The sequence below is a fragment of the Micromonospora sp. NPDC049004 genome (assembly GCF_040649315.1).
In the GTDB taxonomy this organism is placed as follows: domain Bacteria; phylum Actinomycetota; class Actinomycetes; order Mycobacteriales; family Micromonosporaceae; genus Micromonospora.
Map to the genome: position 1 here is coordinate 286,178 of NZ_JBEZFG010000005.1, position 19,779 is coordinate 305,956.

At 69.6% G+C, this 19,779-nt stretch carries 19 protein-coding genes; 9 read left to right on the forward strand and 10 right to left on the reverse strand.

The features are described 5' to 3' along the window. Positions 1–147: 147 nt before the first annotated feature. From AB0B97_RS17580 to AB0B97_RS17595, 4 genes are read right to left on the reverse strand one after another with little or no spacing between them, the layout of a single operon-like run. Positions 148–957, reverse strand: coding sequence for an inositol monophosphatase (locus tag AB0B97_RS17580; RefSeq protein WP_234582417.1), 810 nt, complete (start codon positions 955–957; stop codon positions 148–150). Continuing rightward, the gene (locus AB0B97_RS17585) at positions 950–1,402 is read right to left on the reverse strand and encodes a response regulator (RefSeq protein ID WP_234582416.1); all 453 of its coding nucleotides are present in this window, start codon (positions 1,400–1,402) and stop codon (positions 950–952) included. Before AB0B97_RS17585 ends, AB0B97_RS17580 begins: the two co-directional genes overlap by 8 nt. Continuing rightward, complete coding sequence (locus tag AB0B97_RS17590; RefSeq protein WP_357494607.1) at positions 1,399–3,132, reverse strand: ATP-binding protein; 1,734 nt, start codon at positions 3,130–3,132, stop codon at positions 1,399–1,401. Before AB0B97_RS17590 ends, AB0B97_RS17585 begins: the two co-directional genes overlap by 4 nt. Beyond that, positions 3,129–4,328 carry a fused response regulator/phosphatase gene (locus tag AB0B97_RS17595; protein ID WP_357494609.1) on the reverse strand — a complete coding sequence of 400 codons (1,200 nt, stop codon included), beginning with the start codon at positions 4,326–4,328 and terminating at the stop codon, positions 3,129–3,131. Before AB0B97_RS17595 ends, AB0B97_RS17590 begins: the two co-directional genes overlap by 4 nt. 328 nt (positions 4,329–4,656) lie before the next feature. Between AB0B97_RS17595 and AB0B97_RS17600 the strand changes: the two genes are divergently transcribed. Continuing rightward, a complete protein-coding gene (locus tag AB0B97_RS17600; protein ID WP_357494611.1) occupies positions 4,657–7,077 on the forward strand; it encodes a M28 family peptidase in 2,421 nt (806 codons plus the stop codon). A 93-nt stretch (positions 7,078–7,170) separates the two neighbouring features. Here the strand turns inward: AB0B97_RS17600 and AB0B97_RS17605 are convergent, their stop codons facing one another. Then, on the reverse strand, positions 7,171–8,112 hold the full coding sequence (locus AB0B97_RS17605) for a threonine/serine dehydratase (RefSeq protein ID WP_234582412.1): 942 nt from the start codon (positions 8,110–8,112) through the stop codon (positions 7,171–7,173). 41 nt (positions 8,113–8,153) lie between these two features. Beyond that, on the reverse strand, positions 8,154–9,173 hold the full coding sequence (locus AB0B97_RS17610) for a hypothetical protein (protein ID WP_357494962.1): 1,020 nt from the start codon (positions 9,171–9,173) through the stop codon (positions 8,154–8,156). A gap of 279 nt (positions 9,174–9,452) precedes the next feature. On the opposite strand from AB0B97_RS17610, the gene AB0B97_RS17615 reads away from it, so the two are divergent. Both AB0B97_RS17615 and AB0B97_RS17620 read left to right on the forward strand, forming a co-directional pair. Beyond that, entirely contained in the window at positions 9,453–10,268 is an 816-nt protein-coding gene (locus AB0B97_RS17615; protein ID WP_357494613.1) for a hypothetical protein, read from the forward strand. Next, the gene (locus AB0B97_RS17620) at positions 10,268–10,609 is read left to right on the forward strand and encodes a hypothetical protein (protein WP_357494615.1); all 342 of its coding nucleotides are present in this window, start codon (positions 10,268–10,270) and stop codon (positions 10,607–10,609) included. The genes AB0B97_RS17615 and AB0B97_RS17620 overlap by 1 nt, the downstream gene beginning before the upstream one ends. A 54-nt stretch (positions 10,610–10,663) precedes the next feature. Here the strand turns inward: AB0B97_RS17620 and AB0B97_RS17625 are convergent, their stop codons facing one another. Then, complete coding sequence (locus tag AB0B97_RS17625) at positions 10,664–10,912, reverse strand: hypothetical protein (protein ID WP_357494617.1); 249 nt, start codon at positions 10,910–10,912, stop codon at positions 10,664–10,666. Between the two features lie 227 nt (positions 10,913–11,139). Here AB0B97_RS17625 and AB0B97_RS17630 point away from each other — a divergent pair, with 227 nt between their 5' ends. From AB0B97_RS17630 to AB0B97_RS17655, 6 genes are all read left to right on the forward strand, one after another. Next, positions 11,140–12,414: a helix-turn-helix domain-containing protein gene (locus AB0B97_RS17630; RefSeq protein ID WP_357494619.1), complete on the forward strand. Its 1,275-nt coding sequence runs from the start codon at positions 11,140–11,142 to the stop codon at positions 12,412–12,414. Between the two features lie 110 nt (positions 12,415–12,524). Beyond that, positions 12,525–13,103, forward strand: a complete 579-nt coding sequence (locus tag AB0B97_RS17635) for an AAA family ATPase (protein WP_357494621.1) — start codon at positions 12,525–12,527, stop codon at positions 13,101–13,103. A 1,040-nt stretch (positions 13,104–14,143) separates the two neighbouring features. Continuing rightward, the gene (locus AB0B97_RS17640) at positions 14,144–15,172 is read left to right on the forward strand and encodes a hypothetical protein (RefSeq protein ID WP_357494623.1); all 1,029 of its coding nucleotides are present in this window, start codon (positions 14,144–14,146) and stop codon (positions 15,170–15,172) included. A gap of 14 nt (positions 15,173–15,186) precedes the next feature. Further along, complete coding sequence (locus AB0B97_RS17645) at positions 15,187–15,816, forward strand: hypothetical protein (RefSeq protein ID WP_357494625.1); 630 nt, start codon at positions 15,187–15,189, stop codon at positions 15,814–15,816. A 581-nt stretch (positions 15,817–16,397) separates the two neighbouring features. After that, complete coding sequence (locus AB0B97_RS17650) at positions 16,398–17,228, forward strand: DUF5984 family protein (RefSeq protein WP_357494627.1); 831 nt, start codon at positions 16,398–16,400, stop codon at positions 17,226–17,228. A 205-nt stretch (positions 17,229–17,433) separates the two neighbouring features. Then, a complete protein-coding gene (locus AB0B97_RS17655; protein ID WP_357494964.1) occupies positions 17,434–18,075 on the forward strand; it encodes a site-specific integrase in 642 nt (213 codons plus the stop codon). A gap of 57 nt (positions 18,076–18,132) precedes the next feature. Here the strand turns inward: AB0B97_RS17655 and AB0B97_RS17660 are convergent, their stop codons facing one another. The 3 genes from AB0B97_RS17660 to AB0B97_RS17670 all read right to left on the reverse strand — a co-directional run bounded on the left by AB0B97_RS17660 (position 18,133) and on the right by AB0B97_RS17670 (position 19,737). Then, positions 18,133–18,387, reverse strand: a complete 255-nt coding sequence (locus AB0B97_RS17660; RefSeq protein WP_088987488.1) for a Smr/MutS family protein — start codon at positions 18,385–18,387, stop codon at positions 18,133–18,135. Positions 18,388–18,508: 121 nt separating this feature from the next. Continuing rightward, positions 18,509–18,877, reverse strand: a complete 369-nt coding sequence (locus tag AB0B97_RS17665; protein WP_357494629.1) for a tetratricopeptide repeat protein — start codon at positions 18,875–18,877, stop codon at positions 18,509–18,511. Between the two features lie 89 nt (positions 18,878–18,966). Then, positions 18,967–19,737, reverse strand: a complete 771-nt coding sequence (locus AB0B97_RS17670) for an ROK family protein (protein WP_357494631.1) — start codon at positions 19,735–19,737, stop codon at positions 18,967–18,969. Between the last annotated feature and the right edge of the window lie 42 nt (positions 19,738–19,779).

Here is a 19,779-nt window from a genome sequence, read left to right on the forward strand (position 1 = left end):
GCGGCGGCGTCCCCGCCGGCGCCGGTCGGCGGCCTGCTGGCGGAGACCGCCGGTCACGATACCGGAACGCGCGCCGGTGACCAGCCCCGTGACCGCCCGCCGGCCACAGTGTCGACGCAGCGTGCTGCCCTCGTAGCGCAGGGCGGATCAGGAGCCGAGCAGGGCGTCGTGCACCTCGGTCCAGACCTGTTCGTTGGCAGCGACGAGCAGCCCTCGGCCCTCGTCGGCCGGGTGGTAGTCGACGCCGTCGAACCGGCGGGCCACACCACCCGCGGCGCGGACCAGCAGGACGCCCGGCGCGTGGTCCCACGGCAGGGTGCGCCAGAAGAGGGTGAACTGCTGCTCGCCGGTAAGGATGTCCAGGTATTCCCGGCCGGCACAGTGCTGGCCGGGCAGCAGCTCGCCGAGCCGCCGACCGCCGGCGCGGACCCGGTCGCGCGCCTCCGCCGGCAGGAACCGCGTCATCGCCGCGCCGCGCAGCTCGCCCAGTGGCGGCACCGCGTCGGCGGCGTCGACCGGCTGGCCGTTGAGCAGGGTGCCCTCGTCGACCCGACCGGCGGCCAGCGTCCCGGCCAGCGGGTCGAGAATCCACCCGGCGGTCGGGCGGCCGTCGGTCAGCAGGGCCACCATCAGGGCGAACGGCCTGCGGCCGGCGGCGAAGTTGGCGGTGCCGTCGACCGGGTCGACCAGCCACACGTCCCCGCTGTCGCGCAGGTGCCGCAGCAGCCCCGGATCGTCGGCGACGCCCTCCTCACCCACGACAGTCGAGCCCGGCCGCAGCCTGCGCAGCCCAGCGGAGATCAACTCTTCGGCGCGACGGTCGGCGACGGTGACCACCTCGCCGGGCGCCTTCTCCGACACGTCGGCGTCGTCGAGCTTGCGGAACAGCGGCAGCACGACCTGGTCGGCGGCCTCCACGAGCAGGTCACCGACGTCGTCGAGCAGAGTGTCAGCCACGAGGCGGCAGCTTGACCACGCTGACGAAGAACTCGTCGATCTGCCGGACCACGGAGATGAAGCGCTCGAAGTCCACCGGCTTGGTCACGTAGGCGTTGGCGTGCAGCTGGTAACTGCGCAGGATGTCCTCGTCGGCCTGGGAGGTGGTGAGCACGACCACCGGGATCCGGCGCAGCTCGTCGTCCTTCTTGATCTCCTCAAGCACCTCCCGGCCGTCGCGGCGGGGCAGGTTGAGGTCGAGCAGGATCAGGTCGGGCGCCACCGCGTCGGCGTACTGCCCCTCCCGGCGCAGGTAGGCGAGCGCCTCGGCGCCGTCGGAGACGACGGTCAGCCGGTTGCGCAGCTTGTGCTCCTCGAACGCCTCCTGGGTCATCAACACGTCGCCCGGATCGTCCTCCACGAGCAGGACCTCGATCGGGCTCTTGCCATCCGCCGGCGCGGTCATCCCACCGTCTCCCTCATGTCACCCGTTCTACCGCTTTCCGGCGGCCCGTCGGCCCGGTCCGGCTGGTCCGCCCCGGCGGAATGCTCCGGCAGCGCGGACGACGCCTCGTCCGCGGGCGTCGTGTCCCCCGCCGTGGCCGATTGCGGCTGCTCGGCAGGGTCGGCGGCGGCAGCCGCCTCCACGTCCTCGGGGCGTGCCGGGAGGGTGAACCGGATGGCAGTGCCCTCCGGTACGTCGGTGTCCACCCAGACCCGGCCGCCGTGATATTCCACGATCTTCTTGACGATCGCCAACCCGATGCCGGTGCCCGGGTACGCGTCCTTCGAGTGCAACCGCTGGAAGATCACGAAGATCTTGTCGGCGAACTCCGGCTCGATGCCGATGCCGTTGTCCTGGCAGCTGATCTCCCACTCGGCCCCGACCAGCCGGGCCGAGATGTGCACCTTCGGCGGCGCGTCGGGACGGCGGAACTTGATCGAATTGCTGACCAGGTTGGCCAGCAGGTTGGTGAGCAGCGGCTCCTCGCCACGGATCACCGGCAGCTCGGTCCAGGTCAGCTCGGCGTCGGCGTACTGCCGGGCCGCCTCGGTCTGGCCGGCCACGTCGCCCATCACCTTGTTAAGGTCGACGTCGACGAAACCTGTGGTGAGCCGGCCGATCCGGGAGAACGCGAGCAGGTCGTTGATCAGGCGCTGCATCCGCTGCGCGCCGTCCACCGCGAAGGCGATGTACTGGTCGGCCCGCTCGTCGAGCTGCCCGGCGTAGCGGCGCTGGAGCAGCTGGCAGAAGCTGGCCACCTTGCGCAGCGGCTCCTGCAGGTCGTGCGAGGCCACGTACGCGAACTGCTCCAGGTCACGGTTGGACCGGGTGAGCTCCTCGGCCTGCTTCTGGAGCTGGCTGTTGACCCACTCGATACGCTCGCGGGCCTCGCGCACCTCGGCCAGGTCGGAGGCGATCTTCTGGCGCATCGCGTCCACGTCGTCGCCGAGCCGGATGAACTCCGGTGGGCCGACGGTGGCGATGCGGTGCTGGTAGTCACCCTCGGCGACCTCGCGGACCTGGGTGGCCAGCCCGGTCAGCGGCCGGATCACCATCCGGTCCAGCGAGAGCAGCAGCACCGCGCCGGCCACGACCACCACCAGGGCCGCGATGATCAGCAGGAGGACCAGCAGGTTGCTGCTGTTGCGGACGTTCGCGGCGGACTTCTCGCGGGCGGCCAGGATCTCCTCCTGGAGGTCGCCGACCGCCGAACGCACCTCGTCGAACCGCTGCCGTGCCTGCTCGGTGACCAACGCCTGGCCGGCGCGGGTGCCATCCTGTTCGGTAGTGGCGATGACCGGCTCGGCCACGCTCTCGCGCCACTGCTCGGCCGTCTCCTCGACGACCCGCAGCTCCTGGCCGATCTGCGGGTAGTCGTCGAGCAGCCCTCGCATCGCGGCGATGGTGGCCTTCTCCTGGTCGAGCCCAGCCTGGTACGGACCCAGGTCGGCCGGGTCACCGCTGACCGCGTACCCGCGAACCGCCGTCTCCTGGTCGAGCACCGCGTTCAGCAGTTCCTGCGACTGCACCCGCAGCGGGCCGGTCTGGTTCAGGATGGCGTCGATCTGGGTGCGGTTGCGGGCGGCCATCGCCGCCTCCGCGGTGGCCAGGCCGATCAGCAGCACGCCCACGATGGTGAGCAGCGTGATGACCCGGCGGCGCAGACTCCAGCCGCCGCTCACCGGCTTCACCGGCCACCACCCCGGCTGACCAGCAGCATGGCCACGTCGTCGGCGAGCGGGCCGCCGTTGATCTGCTCGGCCCGACCGACCAGCCAGGCCGGCAGCTCGGGCAGCGACACCTCCCGGTTGGCCGGCTCGTCGAGCAGCCCACTCAGGCCCGGCACGTCGAGCCGTTCGTTGCCGGCGCCCACCCGCCCCTCGATCAGGCCATCGGTGTACATCAACAGGGACCAGTCATCGGTGTCGAACTCCAGGTCGTAAGCGATCGGCCGGCGAGGTCGTACGCCCAGCAGCAGGCCGCCGGGCGCGGGCACCGGGACGACCCGGCCACCGGAGAGCAGCAGCGGCGGCGGATGCCCGGCGAGTCGGACGGTGGCCCGATTGGCGTCCAGGTCGAGTCGGGTGGTGGCCACCGTCGCGAAGATCTCCTGAAGTCGGCGCTCACTCATCAGCACCTGCTCCAGTGCGGGCAGCACCTCGTCGTCCGGCACCCCGGCGAGCACCAGGGCCCGCCACGCCACCCGCAGTTCCACACCGAGCGCGGCCTCGTCCACCCCGTGCCCGCAGACGTCCCCGACGATCAGGTCGAGACGGTCCGGACGGGTCTGCACCACGTCGAAGAAGTCCCCGCCGATCAGCGCGGCGTGCCGACCCGGCCGGTAGAAGGTGTGCACCGCCACCTGGTCGGTCGTCATCAGCGGTTGGGGCAGCAGGCCGCGTTCGAGTCGTGCCGACTCGGCCTGGCGCAACTCGACCTCACGGAGCCGGCGGGCGTTCACGTCGGCGCGCTTACGCTCGACCGCGTAACGCAGGGCCCGCGTCAGCAGCACCCCGTCGACCTGACCCTTGACCAGGTAGTCCTGTGCGCCCTCGGCGACCGCCACGATGCCCAGGTGCTCGTCCGAGCGGCCGGTCAGCACGCAGACGGCGGCCCCACTGGACATCTCCAGCACCTGGCGCAGCCCGTCGAGCCCCTGCGCGTCGGGCAGACCCAGGTCGAGCAGCACGCAGTCCACGCCGGTGATCCGCTGCCGCGCCTCGCTGAGGCTGGTCGCGACCACCAGGTCGATCATCGAGTTCGTCTCGGCGAGCAGCTCACCGACCAGGAAGGCGTCGCCTTCGTCGTCCTCCACCAGCAGCACCCGCAACCGCTCGCCGGGCGGCACGTTGCCGTGCCGCGACAGGCCACCGTGCGGGTACGGCACAACGGGGGACGCGGCCAGGCCGCCTCCCCGGTGCGGCCGGGTCACCGCCGCGAGACGCGGGAGTTCGCTGGTGATGTCGGGCTCCTTCCGAGTGCCCTGCTGATCCTGTATTAGACAACGGTCGCACACAACACGATGGGCGCGGCACGGGCGGGGATGGGCCGGATCACTGCCCGCCGTGGGACAAACCGGGCAGCCGGTCGGTGCCCGGGTGGCCGAGCGACCCCGCCGACGGGCGGGAGATCGGTGGACGCCCGGCCATCCCGTCCCCGGCCACCGGAGGGCAGGATAGTGCCACCCCAGGCCCCACCACCTTCGAGGAGTTCGGATGGGCGCACCCCCCACCCCCGTCACGGCGGGCGTACCGCTCCGGCCGAATCCGGGCGTACCCCCGGCCGGCCGTGCGCTGACCCGACCGCGCCGGCGGCTGCTGGCCGCCGCGGCGGCGCTTGTCGCGCTGGCGGCCGTCGGCGCCGGCAGTCTGCTCGACCTGCGCACCCCGACGCCGAGGCCGGCGGACGCGCCGGCCGGCGAGTTCAGCGCCACCCGGGCGTACGAGGACGTCCAGGTGATCGCGGCCCGGTCGCACGTCGCCGGGAGCCCGGCCAACGACCAGGTTCGCGCGCACGTCGAGCAGCAGTTGCGCGGCCTGGGCCTGGAGACGGCGGTGCAGGACACGGTCGCGCCGGAGGCCGGTCAGCTCAGTGGGGCGGCCGGCGGGGCGACGGTGGCCCGGGTGCGCAACGTCGTGGCCCGACTGCCCGGCACCGACCCGACGGGACGGGTGTTCCTGGTCGCCCACTACGACTCGGTGCAGACCGGGCCCGGCGGCAACGACGACGCGGCCGGCACCTCGGCCATCCTGGAGGTGGCCCGCGCGCTGAGCACCGGCCCCCGACCCCGCAACGACATCGTCTTCGTGCTGACCGACGCCGAGGAGGCGTGTCTCTGCGGCGCGGCGGCGTTCGCCGCGAGCCACCCGCTCGCCGCCGACGGCGGCGTGGTGCTCAACCTCGAGGCGCGTGGCTCCACCGGTCCGGTGATCATGTTCGAGACGTCGAAGAACAACGCGAAGCTGGTGGACGTCTTCGGCCGGGCCGCCCCGCACCCGGTCGGCACCTCGTTCGCGGTGGAGATCTACCGGGCGCTGCCCAACGACACCGACTTCACCGCCTTTCTGGACCAGAAGTTCGTCGGGCTGAACTCGGCGTACATCGACGGCGGCGCGATCTACCACACGCCGCTGGACACCCCGGCCGCGATGGACCGGAGCAGCCTTCAGCAACACGGGGACAACGCGCTGGGCCTGGCCCGGGAGTTCGGCCGCACCGACCTCACCGACCTGCGCTCCGGGTACGACGCCACCTACTTTCCCGTTCCGGGCGGGCTGGTCCGCTACCCCGGCTGGCTCGTCCTGCCGCTGGCAGTGCTCGCGGTGCTCGCGGTCGCGGCGCTGGGCTGGCTGACCCGCCGCAGCGGCCGGGCCAGCACCGGACGGTTGGCCGCCGGCTTCGGCCTCGCTCTCGTGCCGATCGTGGTCGCGCCCGTCGCCGCCCAACTGCTCTGGCTGGCGATCACCGCGATCCGTCCGGGGTACGCGGAACTGCTCGACCCGTACCGGCCGATCTGGTACCGGTTGGCCGTGCTGGCGCTCGCCGCCGCCATCCTGTTCACCTGGTACGCGCTGGTCCGCCGCCGGATCGGCCCGGCCGCGCTCGCCGTCGGCGGGCTGGCCTGGCTGGCGCTGCTCGGGGTGCTGCTCGCCGTGGCGGTGCCCGGCGGGGCGTACCTCACCACTCTGCCGGCCCTGGCCGGCGCCCTCGGCGGGCTGGTCGCGCTGCGGACCCGGCAGACCGGGCCGTGGCCGGTGGTGGCGGTGACGGCCGCCGCCGCGGTCGGCGTGGTGATCCTGCTGCCGACGGTGGTGTTGCTCTTCCCCGCGTTGGGCATGGCGATGGGTGGGGTAGCCGCGCTGGTCGCGGTGCTGCTCGGCCTGGCCGCGCTGCCGGTGGTCGACCTGCTGCACCCGCAGGCCGGCGGGCAGCGCGGCCTGGTGGCACTGCGGGCCCGACGACTCGCGGTGCTGCCGGCCGGGGCCGCCGCCCTGGCGGCGGTGGTGCTCGCCGGGGTCGGGCTGGCCGTGGACCGCTTCGACGCCGCCCACCCCGCGCCCACCCACCTGATGTACGCCCTGGACGCGGGAACCGGGCAGGCCCGCTGGCTGAGCCGCGAGAGCGACCCGCAGCCGTGGACGGACGGCTACGTGGACGGGGTGGCCAGCGTTGCGGACGACTTCCCCGGCCTGGGCGACGGTGAGCTGCGGGCCGGCCCGGCGCAGGCGGCGAACCTGCCGGCGCCGAAGCTCGATGTGCTCGCCGACACCAGCGCCGGCGGTGAGCGCACGCTGCGGCTGCGGCTCACCCCGCAGCGGGCGGTCCGGCTCGCCACCCTGCACGTCGACACGGCGACCGCCACCGTGTTGCGCGCCGAGGTGGCCGGCCGTCAGGTGCCGGTGGAGCCCCGCGCGGGCAGGTGGGGCTTCGGACTGGTCTTCCACGCCCCGCCGGCGGAGGGCGTCGAGGTCACGTTGACGCTGCGGCCGATCGCCGCGCAGGTGGCGCTGCGGGCGATGGACGCCAGTGACGGGCTGGACGCGCTGCCCGGCTTCCGGCCCCGGCCGCCGGCCGTCGGCGTGGTCGGATCGCACAGCTCCGAGATGCTGGCGGTCGCCCGCACGTATCCCCTCTGACGAGACGGGTCATGGTCCGGCGGGGGTGCTCCCCGCCGGACCCGCGGCCCTTGCTCTGCACCCGCGGACGCACCACCCACCTACGGTGCCCGGTCAGTGCGGCGCGGCCGGACCCAGGTCACTGGGGTCGGTGTTGCCGCCGCAGACGATCACCGCCACCCGCTCCCCCGCCTGCGGCACGTACGCGCCACCGACCAGCGCGGCCAGCGCCGCGGCACCACCGAACTCGGCGGCGACCCGCAGCTCCGACCAGAGCAGTCGACGCGCCCGCACCAGGTCCTCGTCGCTGACCAGCACGGAGACCACACCGGTCCGGCGGGCGGTGTCGAACGCGATGTCGCCGATCCGGCGGGCGCCCAGCGAGTCCGTGGCGACGCCGCCGACCTCGATGTCCACCGGCCGGCCCGCCTTGAGCGCGGAGTGCAGGGTGGGGATCTGCTCGGGTTCGACGGCGACGACCCGCACCGACCCGTCGAACCAGCTCGCGATGCCGGACACCAGTCCACCACCGCCGACCGCCACCAGCACCGTGTCGACCCCGTCGAGCTGCGCCTCCAACTCCCGCCCGACGGTGCCCTGACCGGCCACCACCTCCGGTTGGTCGTACGCGTGCACGACCAGCGCGCCGGTCTCCCGCGCCCGCTCGGTGCTCGCCGCCAGGGCCTCGGCGTAGTGCTGGCCCACCTGCCGCACCTGCGCGCCCAGCCCGGCCAGCCGCTGCACCTTCACCGGCGACGAGGTCACCGGCACGAAAACCTCCGCCGTCACGCCCAGCGACCGGGCCGCGTACGCCACCGCGAGCCCGTGGTTGCCACCGGAGGCGGCGATCACCCCGGCCGACGGCAGCGGCCCCTGGAGCATCCGGTTGAACGCGCCACGCGGCTTGAACGAGCCGGTGTGCTGGTGCAGCTCCAACTTGAGGCTGAGCTGGCCGGGCACGCCCAGGTCAGCACCATCGACAGCGATGACCGGAGTTTCGCGGACCCGCCCGGCAACCAGCGCGGCAGCGGCCTCGACGTCGCTTCTGTTCACCATCGGAAACGCCCTCTCACTGGGACCGTGGTCGGTGAGCCATCCTATGGAGCGTCAACGGGGTCACCCCTGTCGGCTGCGCGCCGCAACCGGCGGTGCTCGGCGGTCACCACCCCCAGCAGGGCCAGGTCGATCGCGACCACGGCTACCGCGTTGAACTGGTTGACCGTGAAGTTGAAGACCTGCCCGAACAGCAGGTTGACCAGTAGCGCGAGCTTGAAGAACCGGAACGCCTCGATCCGGTTCGAGCGCAGCAGCCACGCCGCCCGCAGACTGAGCACCGCCGTGACCAGCGCGGTGGCGGTGACGCCGAGCACCGCGCCCCACTCGCGCTCCTGGTCCAGCTCCCCGGTCACGCCGTCCAGCAGCACCGCCACCACGACAACCAACGGCTCCACCACCAGGTAGACCACACCCAGCCAGACCAGCCAGCGCTGCCGGGTCGCCCAGGCACCGAGACGCCGGGCCAGGTCCGCCGCCCGCTGCCAGAACCGGGCCGGCGGCGGCTCACGCCGCGGCATCGCGTCCAGCAACTGCTCCACGGCCGCCTCGACGGCCGGCCCCGCGCCCCGCAGGAGACGCCGTACCTCCGCCCGACGCCTGTCGGTCAACCCGGCGGGCTGACCGCTGAGCACCACGTCAAGCGCGTTGGCCGTACGCTCCGCCGGGGTCAACTCCGATCGACCGGTACGCCCACGTACCGCCTGGGTGAGCAGGACGAGCAGGGCGAACGCGACGTAGATGATGGCGGCAGCCGGGGCGTAGAAGTAGTCGGTGCCGGTGGTGACGAACTTGCCCACCTCGTCGATGAACAGGCCGAACCCGACGCCGCCGACGATGGCCCCTGCGGTGCGCGCCCCCTCGCCCAGGAAGATCAGCGGGATCCCCAGGCCGACCGCGAGCAGCAGGCCGCCCCAGAGCACGTGCGCGATGTGCAGCCCGCCGCCGCCGAGCTGCGGATAGTCGGTGGCCTCCAGGTACGCCCGCAGGGCCAGCACGGTGACCACACCGGAGAGCACGAAGGCCTGGAGGTGGGACGCCGCCTCGACCGCCCGGGTCGGCAACCGGCGGACCAGCCAACCAACTCCGGGGCGGTGGCGCGAAGGTCCAGATGACATGTTTCGAAACCTAGTAGCCACCCACTCCGCGCGGACGTGGTCCGGTCGAGCCGGCGATGCCAGCACGGATCCGTTCGTCCCTCGTCGTGGGCACGCTGTCCGCGGTGGCGCCGCTGGCCGCGTGCGCCCTCCTCGTCACGAGGTGATCGGCGCCAGCTCGCCGACCTGGAGTCGATCGCTCAACCGGGGCCGCGGGACGTGGCACGGCCGGGCAGAATGCCACCCATGCGCCGGCTCACCACCGTTCTCTGCCTGCTGACTGCCGTGCTGCCGGGAGTGGCTGCCTGCGCGACGCCGCAGACACGGCCCGGAGCCGCCGCACCCAGCGCGTCCGCCGCGTGGAGCACCTACCAGGCCGAGGTGAGCGGCGTGACGCCCGGTCCGGGTGCCCGGGCGGTGACCGTGCAGGTCGAGGCGCTCGCTGGTGGCGATGGTTGCTCCCGCAACGTGCGGGTCGACAACCAGACCGAGGAGAACGGCGTCATCTTCGCCGACATCGTGCAGGATTCGGCCGGGTCCGCCATCGTTGGCGCCTGTCCGACCTTCGAGCCCGCCGAAGTGACCCTCACGTCGACGGAGCCGATCGGCGACCGCGCGCTGTCGCTCAACCAGAAGACATGGGCGCTGAAGAACGGCGCCTACAGCCGCTGCGATGAAAACCTGGGCTGCAACCCACCCAAGGACCGCTGCGACCCGACCTGGACGCGTGCGGCCGTACGGGGGATGGACGTGTCCCGCCACTCGCAGGGTCACGTCGAAGCCTGCGACGGGAAGTGGCTGGTCATGACGGTGCCGGACGACCCGGCATCGTGCGGCGTCGAGCCACGCCCGGGGTGCGAGGTGAACACCGCCGTGCGGCGCTACTTCCTGCGGAACGAGCCGGCCGGATGGTCGATCATCGCCCGGACCACGTCGGGTGGGTGCGACGCGGTCCGCAAGGCAGCGATCACCTTCCCCCGGGAACTCTGCGCCAACCTGAAGCCGACGGCCCGGCTCGTCACCGTGGCACCAACGCCGCCGTCCGGTCGGCCCGGCGGCTGATGGCCCTGTCGCCGCCGCGCCCCGACGTCAGCAGCAGGGCCGCGTTCCTGGTGATGATCGGCTGGTATCTGGCCATCGTCGTGGCGTTCGGCCTGTTCCTCGGCACGCTCTCCGGCTCGGTTCCGCCGGCCTGCGGGGAGGTGTGCGACTCGGAACGGTCCCGGATGCTGCTGTTCGGGCTTTACGTCGCCCTGCCGGCGATGTTCCTCGCGCTGCTGGTCAGCCTGGTGACGCTAGCAGTGCTGGTCCCCCGTACGCGGAATCGCTCGTCGGCCCTGGTGGGCACCCTCAGCGCGGTGCTACCGCTGGCCGCGTGCGGCCTCCTCACCGCCAGCCTGTGACAGTGCGCCCAGTCGGAGTAGGACATGACCCGTCGCCTGGGTGGACGCCGCCCATCAGCGCGTCCAGGCCACGAACCGCTCGTACAACTCGGCCGGCGCCACCTCGGGCAGCTCCACGACGACGACGAAGAGCAGCCCACTGACGTAGATGGAAAGGCCGATGCGGTCACACCCGTACGCCTCGGCCAGGCGTACCCGCGCCGGATGGCACGGCCAGGGTGTGTCTGCCGCACACGTCTGACAGTGCCACTGCGGCCGGCGCGGCAGGTGCTCCCCGTCCATCCGGCGATCGAGCGCTGACACCGACCGTTCAGCCCGATTGGCCCGTGCCGTCTCCCACTCTCGAGCCATCACAGAGCCGCCCGCCTACCGTCGCGGTTGCCGTCGCGCGCCGTGATTCCATACGCGCCGGACCGCTGTGGATAGCAGGTTGCTGCGCCGGTCTTGTCCAACTGGACCTGATTCCGTCTGCTCCACCAGCGTTTGAACCGCTCCCGAACCGCCACCACGCCTCCCGCTGGTCACTGCGCGTGCTCGTCCGATACACCCTGCGGCGGTACGCTCACATCGGTCGACGGGTTGCGCGTTGCCAACCCGCATCGGCAACCCGGCAACTCCGGCGGGAGGCGCGAGACATGCCAACATTCGGCGCCCGAATGCGGACAGCGCGGGAAGCTCGCGGCCTCAGCCTGGCCGCTCTCTCGGAGCTGCTGCCCGCCGACAAGGGGCACCTTTCCCGCCTCGAGAACGGCCGTCGCCGACCGGGTGAAGATCTGGCCCGCCGGATCGACGACGTCCTGGCCGCTCGTGGGGAGCTGATCGCCTGCGCCGCCCTGGATATCGCCGCCGCCTCCGACACCCGGCCGTCGGAGACCGTCGAGCTGCTACATCGAATGCACGCCAGCGACACCGCCCCCGCCACCATCGAGACGTTGCAGGCGACCGTGACCGAGCTGTGCTGCCAGTACGGGTGGCGCGACGCCGGGGAACTCCGCGCCGAAGGTCAGGGTTGGCTGCGCGAGGTCGCCCGACTGCTGCAGCGCCCCACCGGGCTACGGCAGCACCGCGAACTGCTGGTGTGCGCAGGCTGGCTGGCCCTGCTGATCGGCTGTGTCGAATACGACCTCGGCAAACGCGCCAGCGCCGAGGCCACCCGTACTGCCGCCCGTCAGCTCGGCGAGGAAGCCGGCCACGCCGGCATCACCGGCTGGGCGTGGGAGATGACGGCGTGGTTCGCACTCACCCAGTCGCGGCACGAGGCAGTGTTGACTGCCGCCCGAGCTGGGCAGGAAGCCGCCGGCCGGCAGCGGGTGGGGGTGCAACTGATCGCACAGGAAGCCAAAGCGCTGGCACGACTCGGCGACCTTCAGGGCGCGCGGGCGGCGCTCGATCGAGGTCGGCGGCTCCTCGACGACCTCGGTGCGCCAGACCGGCCCGACAACCACTTCGAGGTCGATCCTGGCAAATGGCTGTTCTACGCGATGGACGCCTACCGCCTCGCCGAACACGACGCTCTCGCCGAGCACTACGCCAACGAGGTTCTGCGTCTCGGCACCGGATCGGACGGCATCGAGCGGTCACCTATGCGGATGGCCGAAGCCAGACTCACTCTCGCCGCCACAGCCCTGCGCGCTGGCGAGCTGGATCGGGCCGTCGAGGAGGGGGTGGCGGCGTTCGCCGCTACTCGGCGGTCCCTGCCCTCGCTGCTGCTCGTCGCCGGCGAAGTTGACGTCGAACTTCAGCGTCGCTACCCCCACGAGCAAGCCACTGCCGACTTCCGAGACGCGCTGAACGCGATTCGGTAGCCACACCCGCCGATGACGTTGACGGAGCACTCTTGTTAAGACCGCCCTTGAGGAACACCAAGGCGTCCAGCGATACGGGTCGCCGATCCGGTCGAACTACCCTCACCGTCATGCCGCACCTGGACGCCACTGATCCCCTGCCGCACCGCCCCCGCCGCGTCCTGGTCGCCGGGACCTCGGGCGCCGGAAAGACGACCCTCGCCTCCCGCATCGCCATCTCGTTGCAGGCGCCGCACGTGGAGATCGACGGCCTCTTCCACGGGCCCTCGTGGACCAGACGTCCCTCCTTCGAAGAAGACGTACGGCGCTTCAGCGCCGGCCCCTCCTGGGTGACCGAGTGGCAGTACGAGGCGGTTCGCGCCCACCTCGCCGACCTCGCGGACCTGCTGGTGTGGCTGGATCTGCCGAAGGTCACCGTTATGCGCCAGGTCGTCCGGCGGACCGCCGTCCGTCGTCTTCGACGCCGGCGGCTCTGGAACGGCAACGTCGAACCGCCGCTCTGGACCCTGTTCACCGACCCCGAGCACATCGTCCGCTGGGCGTGGAACACGCATTCACACACGGCCGTGCGCATCGAGGCCCTGGCGGCCCGGCGTCCGGACCTTCCCGTGGTGCGCCTCCGCAGTCACGCCGCCGCCGATCGCTGGCTGCGCGGCCCGCTGAAGCAGGCTCAGCCCAGCAGGTCGTGACCGTGGCTGCCTCCAGCGGCTCGAGCTACTTCCAGCGGTATTGATCTCGGCGGCCGGCAGGGACGACCAAAGCGGGGCTTCACGCCTCCCGAGCTGGGAGCAGACAGTCAACGTTGGTCAACCTCTGTCGCTGCCGGTTCACCTTCGACGGCCTAGCAACGGCATGATCTTGGTGCCGCAATCCCTACAGCCCGACCACCCAGAGGCTCGGCTGATCAGCCACGGAACCGGCGATCACGCGCGCTGTCGCCGCTGCCGTCGGAGCAGCCAGCGTGGCTTCAATCCCCCGTCCCTGTCGATGTGCTCGCACAACTCGCGTTGCCTGTATCCGCCAGGAACACCCGCGCCGACAGCGATCCAAAAGGCGCTCGCGTCTCTCATGTGTCCGCTACCCGTGAACCAGCTCATCCCCGGGTTCTCTTCGCGAAGCGCCCTCAGGGCGGTTGAGGCAAGTCCCTGCCGCTGGTACTCCTCAGCGGTATACGGCTTGTCCACCCATGCTGCTCGGCAGTACTGGCACACGATGTACTCGACCGCGAAGGCGAACTGGCCGTTCAAGTTCGCCTCCCTACAGCGCCATCCAAAGTACCGACCAGAGACGGTGTCCTGCCAAGGTGTTCCCAGTGTGGGAAGTTGGCCGAGGGTATAGCGCGGGCGCCGGTCCACCCGACCTCGCGTCAGGTGGTAGAGCGCGGACCGGATCGGCGTACGACCAGAGGACCGACCAACGCTCGTCAGCGCCTGGTCCCGCAGCCGCTGCACCTCCGGCTCAATCTCACGCATCACGGAGCCAACGCTAGCGGCGGTGCGGATGACGATCCAGGGCAGAAATTCTGTCGGGGATCTGAACCCCATACACCTGCGACTTTAGGAGATCATCTTTTAGGGGGCCACCTTCGGCCAACCCTGCATAACCCTCGTCAGCGCCTCCAAGGGGTCGGAAGTAGACCCAGGTATGACCGCATGAGGGGTTCCTGAGCGCTCGCGATCTTCGATAGCGTTCCCCTCTACTTTCAACGTGGGGACTCCGGAGGTACTCAGTGGCGGTGCGGCAGCCCAAGAGGCGGATCCGAAACGAGTTCACGTTAGGTGAGGGGGCCGCCGAGTACGACGGCCTGCTTCGCGAGGCGTTCTACGAGACGTGGCTATACCGGGCAATCGTGTCCCGGGATGATCAGCGGTGCTTCCTGATTGGACGCACCGGAAGCGGCAAGTCTGCATTGTTTCGCCAGATGGAGTTTGAACATAGCGATCACCTAATTCGGCTAAGCCCAGAAGATCTATCATTGACTTACATCGCAGAGCTGCAAGTGGTGCGTTTCCTGAAATCGCTGGACGTTCACCTGGATCCACTATTCATTGCACTCTGGAAGCACGTCCTAATAATTGAAATCGTCAAACATCGCTATCAGGTAGACTCTCCCGAAGCGAAGCAGCGCTTCCTGAACGGACTGATGGATAAAATCAAGCGAGACAAGAGCAAACAGGAGGCTCTCAAGTACCTAGAGGACTTCGACGGAAAATTTTGGCAGGAAACAGACGAGCGCGTCAAGGAGATCATTGAGAAATTCGAAACGCAAGTAAAGGCCGAAGCCGGCGCGAAGATCGGAGCCGGACTAGCGAGTTTCAGCGGAAACGTTGGTGACACGGTGATGGAGTCGGGGGAAAAACGAAGGGAGCTAGTCAATCGATTCCAGCGCCTGGTGAATGAAACACAGCTACCTCGCCTAAACAAAATGGAGCGCGTCTTAAACGAGGACATCCTCGACTCCGCCCAGCATTACACTTATATCGTCATTGATGACCTTGACCGCGATTGGGCGGACGAGCAGATCACCAATGATATCATTCGGTGCCTTTTCCGTGCGGTAATGGATCTCAAGCGGGTTGAAAATCTGAAAATCTTGGTCGCACTTCGAACAACATCTTCGAAGCTCTCGATTTTGGCAGGACCGGCGGGCAGGAAGAGAAGTTCCGTGGCCTCAGCCACACGCTTAGATGGTCGAAGAACGAGTTGCGCGACCTTCTGGATAATCGTGTTAGTGCGGCCGCCCAACGCCACGGCCTGACGGACGTCAAGTCGATGGATGAGCTTCTTCCCCGCACCAACCCCACTAGAGGAAACCCACTCGACTACATCCTCAACCGAACACTGCTTCGGCCACGTGACGCTATCGCGTTCCTGAACGAATGCTTTACGCTCTCGAACGGAAAAGAGAAGCTAACGTGGACAGCAATCCAGTCGGCCGAGTCCGCATACTCTAAGAACCGCCTACTTGCGTTACGGGATGAATGGAAGCCAACCTATCCCGGCATCGAAGAACTACTTGCTGCGTTCACTCGCTCCCCCAACACGCTCGATTGGGATGAAATGGGGAGACGACTGGCCGAGTGTGCCGTCCTGATTGCGGAGCCCGATTTCCCCGGACGAACTTGGTTAACTCCCATCGCAGAGCCGCTTTGGTCGGCGTCCAGCTCGGATGACACTGCTGAAGTCCACCAGCCGCTAATCCGACTTCTTCACAACATCGGATTCATCGGGTGCATTACCACTGTGGATGAGGCAATAGGTTCTGAACGTCGACAGGTGGACGAGCCTGCGATTTACAATAACGATCAGCCCAGTTTTGCTGACCACGTCAGTAATTTGCGCAGAGTCTCGGCGTTCACGGTCCATCCGGCCTTTCGGCCCGCCCTGGATATCCGATACTGAGCAGCGGCCGGGCACTCAATTTGACGCCGCGACGCCTACTCAAGCTTCAGTACACCGCACCGTGGGGAATCACTCCTGCCCGCACCATCCCGTCGGCCTTCGTCCGCACACCGTTGGAGCAGGTGTGGCCTGCTCGGCTTGGCCCGGACGAAGGTTGCCGGGATGGCGCCAACCATCCCAGAGCGCCCGAGCGCCCCGCCGGAGGCACGTCCTGGTCGTCACCCCCAACATCGAAGCCCCGGATCTGCCACTCATCATGGCGGCCCGGGGCTTCTTCGTATGTCGCGCCGCCGGCGGGGATGGAACCGTTCGGGGTGCGCCCGTGCGCTTGCGCTAAGGGCGCGGGGTCCCCGATCGGCGGCCCGGTTGGGTCGGCCCCTGGTCGGCGGCGCGAGCGGCCTGCGAAGCGGGCCGCCTTGATCTCGTACAGAAAGTTCTCACAACATGGGGATCACCGTGGTTGTCCTCCGTCGACTGATGCGCAACACTCGTCCGCCAACTGATCTGCGACACCTCCGCACGCTGATGCGGCTACTTCCGGGCTCTCGATCGGCCGCCGAATGTTGCGGGATACTGCCTCAATGATCAGGTTCCGCTTCGAGCTGTACCCACTGGACAAGGTGTCGCCGTGGGGCAGTGACCAGCCGAGGCTCCACTGGTTCGGCCTCACTGAGGGTTGGTACTGGCTCGAAGCAGGCGGGCAGGAGCTGCTGCGCCGCACCCGGGAGGTTCACCCGCATCCCTACATCGACTACTACCTGGCGCGGCTTTGGGAAGACGCCATTGTCCTTACACCCGAGGTGCTGGAGCCGGTCCCCGACGATCTGCAGCCATTCATCGCCTCCGACCCCACGCAGTGGACGTGTGACCCGCTCGAGTTCGTGGCCGAGCCGGATGAGGAACGGACCGACGACGGGAACGCGGACGTGCCCGACCATCCAGTCGTCACGGCCGCGATCTGGCACGGCGACCACTACCTGGACTTCGGTTACCTGCGCAATCCTCCCAAGCTCCGGGTCTGGCGCACCGCCCGCGGCGATCGGGACGAGATCACCATGGATTGGCGGCACGAGGACGACGGCGAGATCGGTTTCACCGCCGACCCCACAGTCCGGCTCAGCGTCCCGACCAGCGCATACCTTGAGGCCGTGCACACCCTCAACCGCGAGCTGATGTACAACATGGGGCAACGGGTCGAAGAGCTGGAACGCCTCGGTGGGCTACCTGGCGTGAATCTTGACCTCGTCCAGCTGCGGCGGGAACACGAAGACCGACGGCATTGGCTTGCCAGGAACCTCAACCGCTCCCCGAAGACCGACTGGAACGTCGTCCGCCAAGGTGCCCGCCTGCTGCTCGCTGACGTTCAACGGATCGACGCCCCCAACGGGCTAGGCACTACTTCGAGCACCTGACCGGGACAGCATCCGCTCCTCGGCATGACAGGAGCTTGCGTGGCGGCCATCCTCTCGCCCCTAGCTTGCTGGATCTGTCGCGTATCACCTGGCGGAGCTGCGTCGCACATCAGCGTTCGCGGTCAAGAGCATCCGCCGGCCGAAGCCCGCTCCAACCAAGGTGGTGCCGTGGCCGGTCACCCGGTTGACAGCATTCAGGGAGAACGTGCGGCCCCGATACCGGATCACGGTGGACCTGGGGGCGGGATGCGGCCTACGGCAAGGAGAGATATTCGCGGTCAGCCCCGAGGATTTCGACCCGAACCGCCCGGTCCTGCACATCACTCGGCAGATCAAGTTGGTTCGTGGCTCACTGATCTTCGCTCCGCCAAAGGGCGGCAAGTCCCGTGAGGTTCCGTTGCCCGACTCGGTGGCCGGCAGGCTCAAGCAACACGCGCGGAACTGCCCGCCGGCTCCCGTGACCCTGCCGTGGGAGACGCTGACCGGCGAGCCGCGAACCGTCGAGCTGTACCTGACGACGCCCGCCGGCCTGGCGCTGTCCCGCTCGATGTTCAACTCCGGTGTCTGGAAGCCCGCGATCCGGGCGACCGGCATTCCCGATGACCGCCACAACGGGATGCACGTCCTGCGCCACACCTACGCCTCAGTCCTCCTGGACGCCGGAGAAAGCATCAAGGCTCTGTCGGCCTACCTGGGCCACGACGACCCGGGCTTCACCCTCCGGACCTACACCCACCTACTGCCGGCCAGCGAGGATCGCACCCGCCGGGCCATCGATAAGGCACTCCGTGGAGACCAGCCCGGCGCAGACGCTCCGCAAGCCCGTGACGGCCTGGACACGGCATGATCATGGTTCACCGACCTCGGCAGAGCCCTGAGATGCAGGTCAGAGGGCATGCCGTCTCTACTTCCAGCGGAAGTGGACGAAGAGGCGGCCGAAGTTCTTCGAGTCCTTCTCCACCCGGTGGTAGAGCTGTTTGACGTCCTTCTGGTCGAGGAACCGCAGCACCCGCTTCTTGAGCTGCCCCGACCCCTTGCCCGGGATGATCTCCACGAGGGTGGCCTTCTTCGCCACCGCCTCGTCCATGATCCCGCGCAGCGCGCGGTCGATGTCCTGGCCCTTGTTGAAGATGTCGTGCAGGTCCAGCTTGAGCTTCATGCCGCAGCCCCCGGCCGGTCAGGTCCCATGTCCGCCATCCTAGGCACGCCCGTCGGCCCGCCCGCCGGACGACGAAGGGGCGGCCCGTAGGACCGCCCCGTGCTCGTCACCAGTTCTGCGCTCAGCGCGTGCCGCCCACCCGGGTCTCCACCCGCTGCAGCGCGATCCGGTAGTCGTCGTTGGCCGCGTACATCGCCGCGGCGATCCGCAGGTGCCGCAGCGCGTCGGTGTGCCGGTTCAGCCGCTCCAGCGTCCGCCCGAGCACGTGGTGCGCGTAGTGGTCGCTGGGGTCCCGCTCGACCAGCTCGCGCAGCTGCTCCTCGGCCCGGTTGAGCTGGGCCGACTGGAAGTACGCCCGGGCCAGCAGCTGCCGGACAGCCGCGTTGCCGGGTTCGGCGTCGACGATCGGTTCCAGCAGTCGGGCCGCTCCGCTCGGGTCACCGGTCTCGAAGAACATGGTCGCCCGCCGGTAGTCCGCCAGAAGATCCATCTGCCCACCTCCTCGGGTCGCGCCGTCACCTGTTCCGACGCTGGCACAACACTGGGCGTTTGGCGACTGTTCCCCGTGTCGAAATCGGGTCAGGTGCGGGCGTCCCGGCGGCCGGCGGCCAGCTCCCAGGCGCGGACGCCGCCCACGATCCCGGCCGTGTTCGGCACCACCACCACATCGTCGCCCATCCGGGCCAGCTGCTCGGGCCGGATCAGCCGGGAGTTGCCCCCGCCCAGGTAGAGCCGGTCCCACCGGAACACCGGGCGCAGCCCGTCCACCACCTGGCGGATCCGCCGGGACCAGAAGGCGTCGCCGAGCCGCCGACGCTCCGGCTCCCCCACGTACGTGTCGTACGTGGTGCCCCAGCGCACCGGCGCGTGCGACAGCTCCAGGTGCGGTGCGAGCACTCCGCCGTCGAAGAGGGCGCTGCCCAGCCCTGTTCCCAGGGTCAACACCAGTTCGCAGCCGGTGCCGGCGACCACACCCGCACCGTGCACCTCGGCGTCGTTGAGCACCAGCGCGGGCACCCCGAACGCGTCGGCCAGCGCGCCCCGCGCGTCCCAGCCGGACCACTCGGCCAGCAGGTCCGGGTCGACGCGGGAGCGGGGGCCGCTGCGGGTGACGTAGTGCGGGGTGGCCACCACCACTCCGTGCCGGATCATCCCGGGTACGCCGACCGTCAGCCGGTCCGCCGTGGGCAGTCGCCCGCCCAGCTCCAGCAGGGTCTGGACGAAGAGCGCGGGCGGCAGCGGGTACGGGGTCGGCACCCGCAGCGGCCGGGCGCGCATCGTGCCGGCCTCGTCGAGGACCGACGCCTTGATGCCCCCGCCACCGCAGTCGATCGCCAGAGTGGTCACCACGTCGTTGAGTCTGCCCGCTGCCGTCGGCTCTTATGCGGGCAG

Bases quoted from the DNA above. Each gene is read 5' to 3' on its own strand.
- AB0B97_RS17650 (WP_357494627.1), top strand. From the start codon at position 16,398: ATGATCAGGTTCCGCTTCGAGCTGTACCCACTGGACAAGGTGTCGCCG.
- AB0B97_RS17585 (WP_234582416.1), bottom strand. From the start codon at position 1,402: ATGACCGCGCCGGCGGATGGCAAGAGCCCGATCGAGGTCCTGCTCGTG.
- AB0B97_RS17645 (WP_357494625.1), top strand. From the start codon at position 15,187: ATGGATGAGCTTCTTCCCCGCACCAACCCCACTAGAGGAAACCCACTC.
- AB0B97_RS17600 (WP_357494611.1), top strand. From the start codon at position 4,657: ATGGGCGCACCCCCCACCCCCGTCACGGCGGGCGTACCGCTCCGGCCG.
- AB0B97_RS17615 (WP_357494613.1), top strand. From the start codon at position 9,453: ATGCGCCGGCTCACCACCGTTCTCTGCCTGCTGACTGCCGTGCTGCCG.
- AB0B97_RS17605 (WP_234582412.1), bottom strand. From the start codon at position 8,112: ATGGTGAACAGAAGCGACGTCGAGGCCGCTGCCGCGCTGGTTGCCGGG.
- AB0B97_RS17635 (WP_357494621.1), top strand. From the start codon at position 12,525: ATGCCGCACCTGGACGCCACTGATCCCCTGCCGCACCGCCCCCGCCGC.
- AB0B97_RS17665 (WP_357494629.1), bottom strand. From the start codon at position 18,877: ATGGATCTTCTGGCGGACTACCGGCGGGCGACCATGTTCTTCGAGACC.
- AB0B97_RS17620 (WP_357494615.1), top strand. From the start codon at position 10,268: ATGGCCCTGTCGCCGCCGCGCCCCGACGTCAGCAGCAGGGCCGCGTTC.
- AB0B97_RS17660 (WP_088987488.1), bottom strand. From the start codon at position 18,387: ATGAAGCTCAAGCTGGACCTGCACGACATCTTCAACAAGGGCCAGGAC.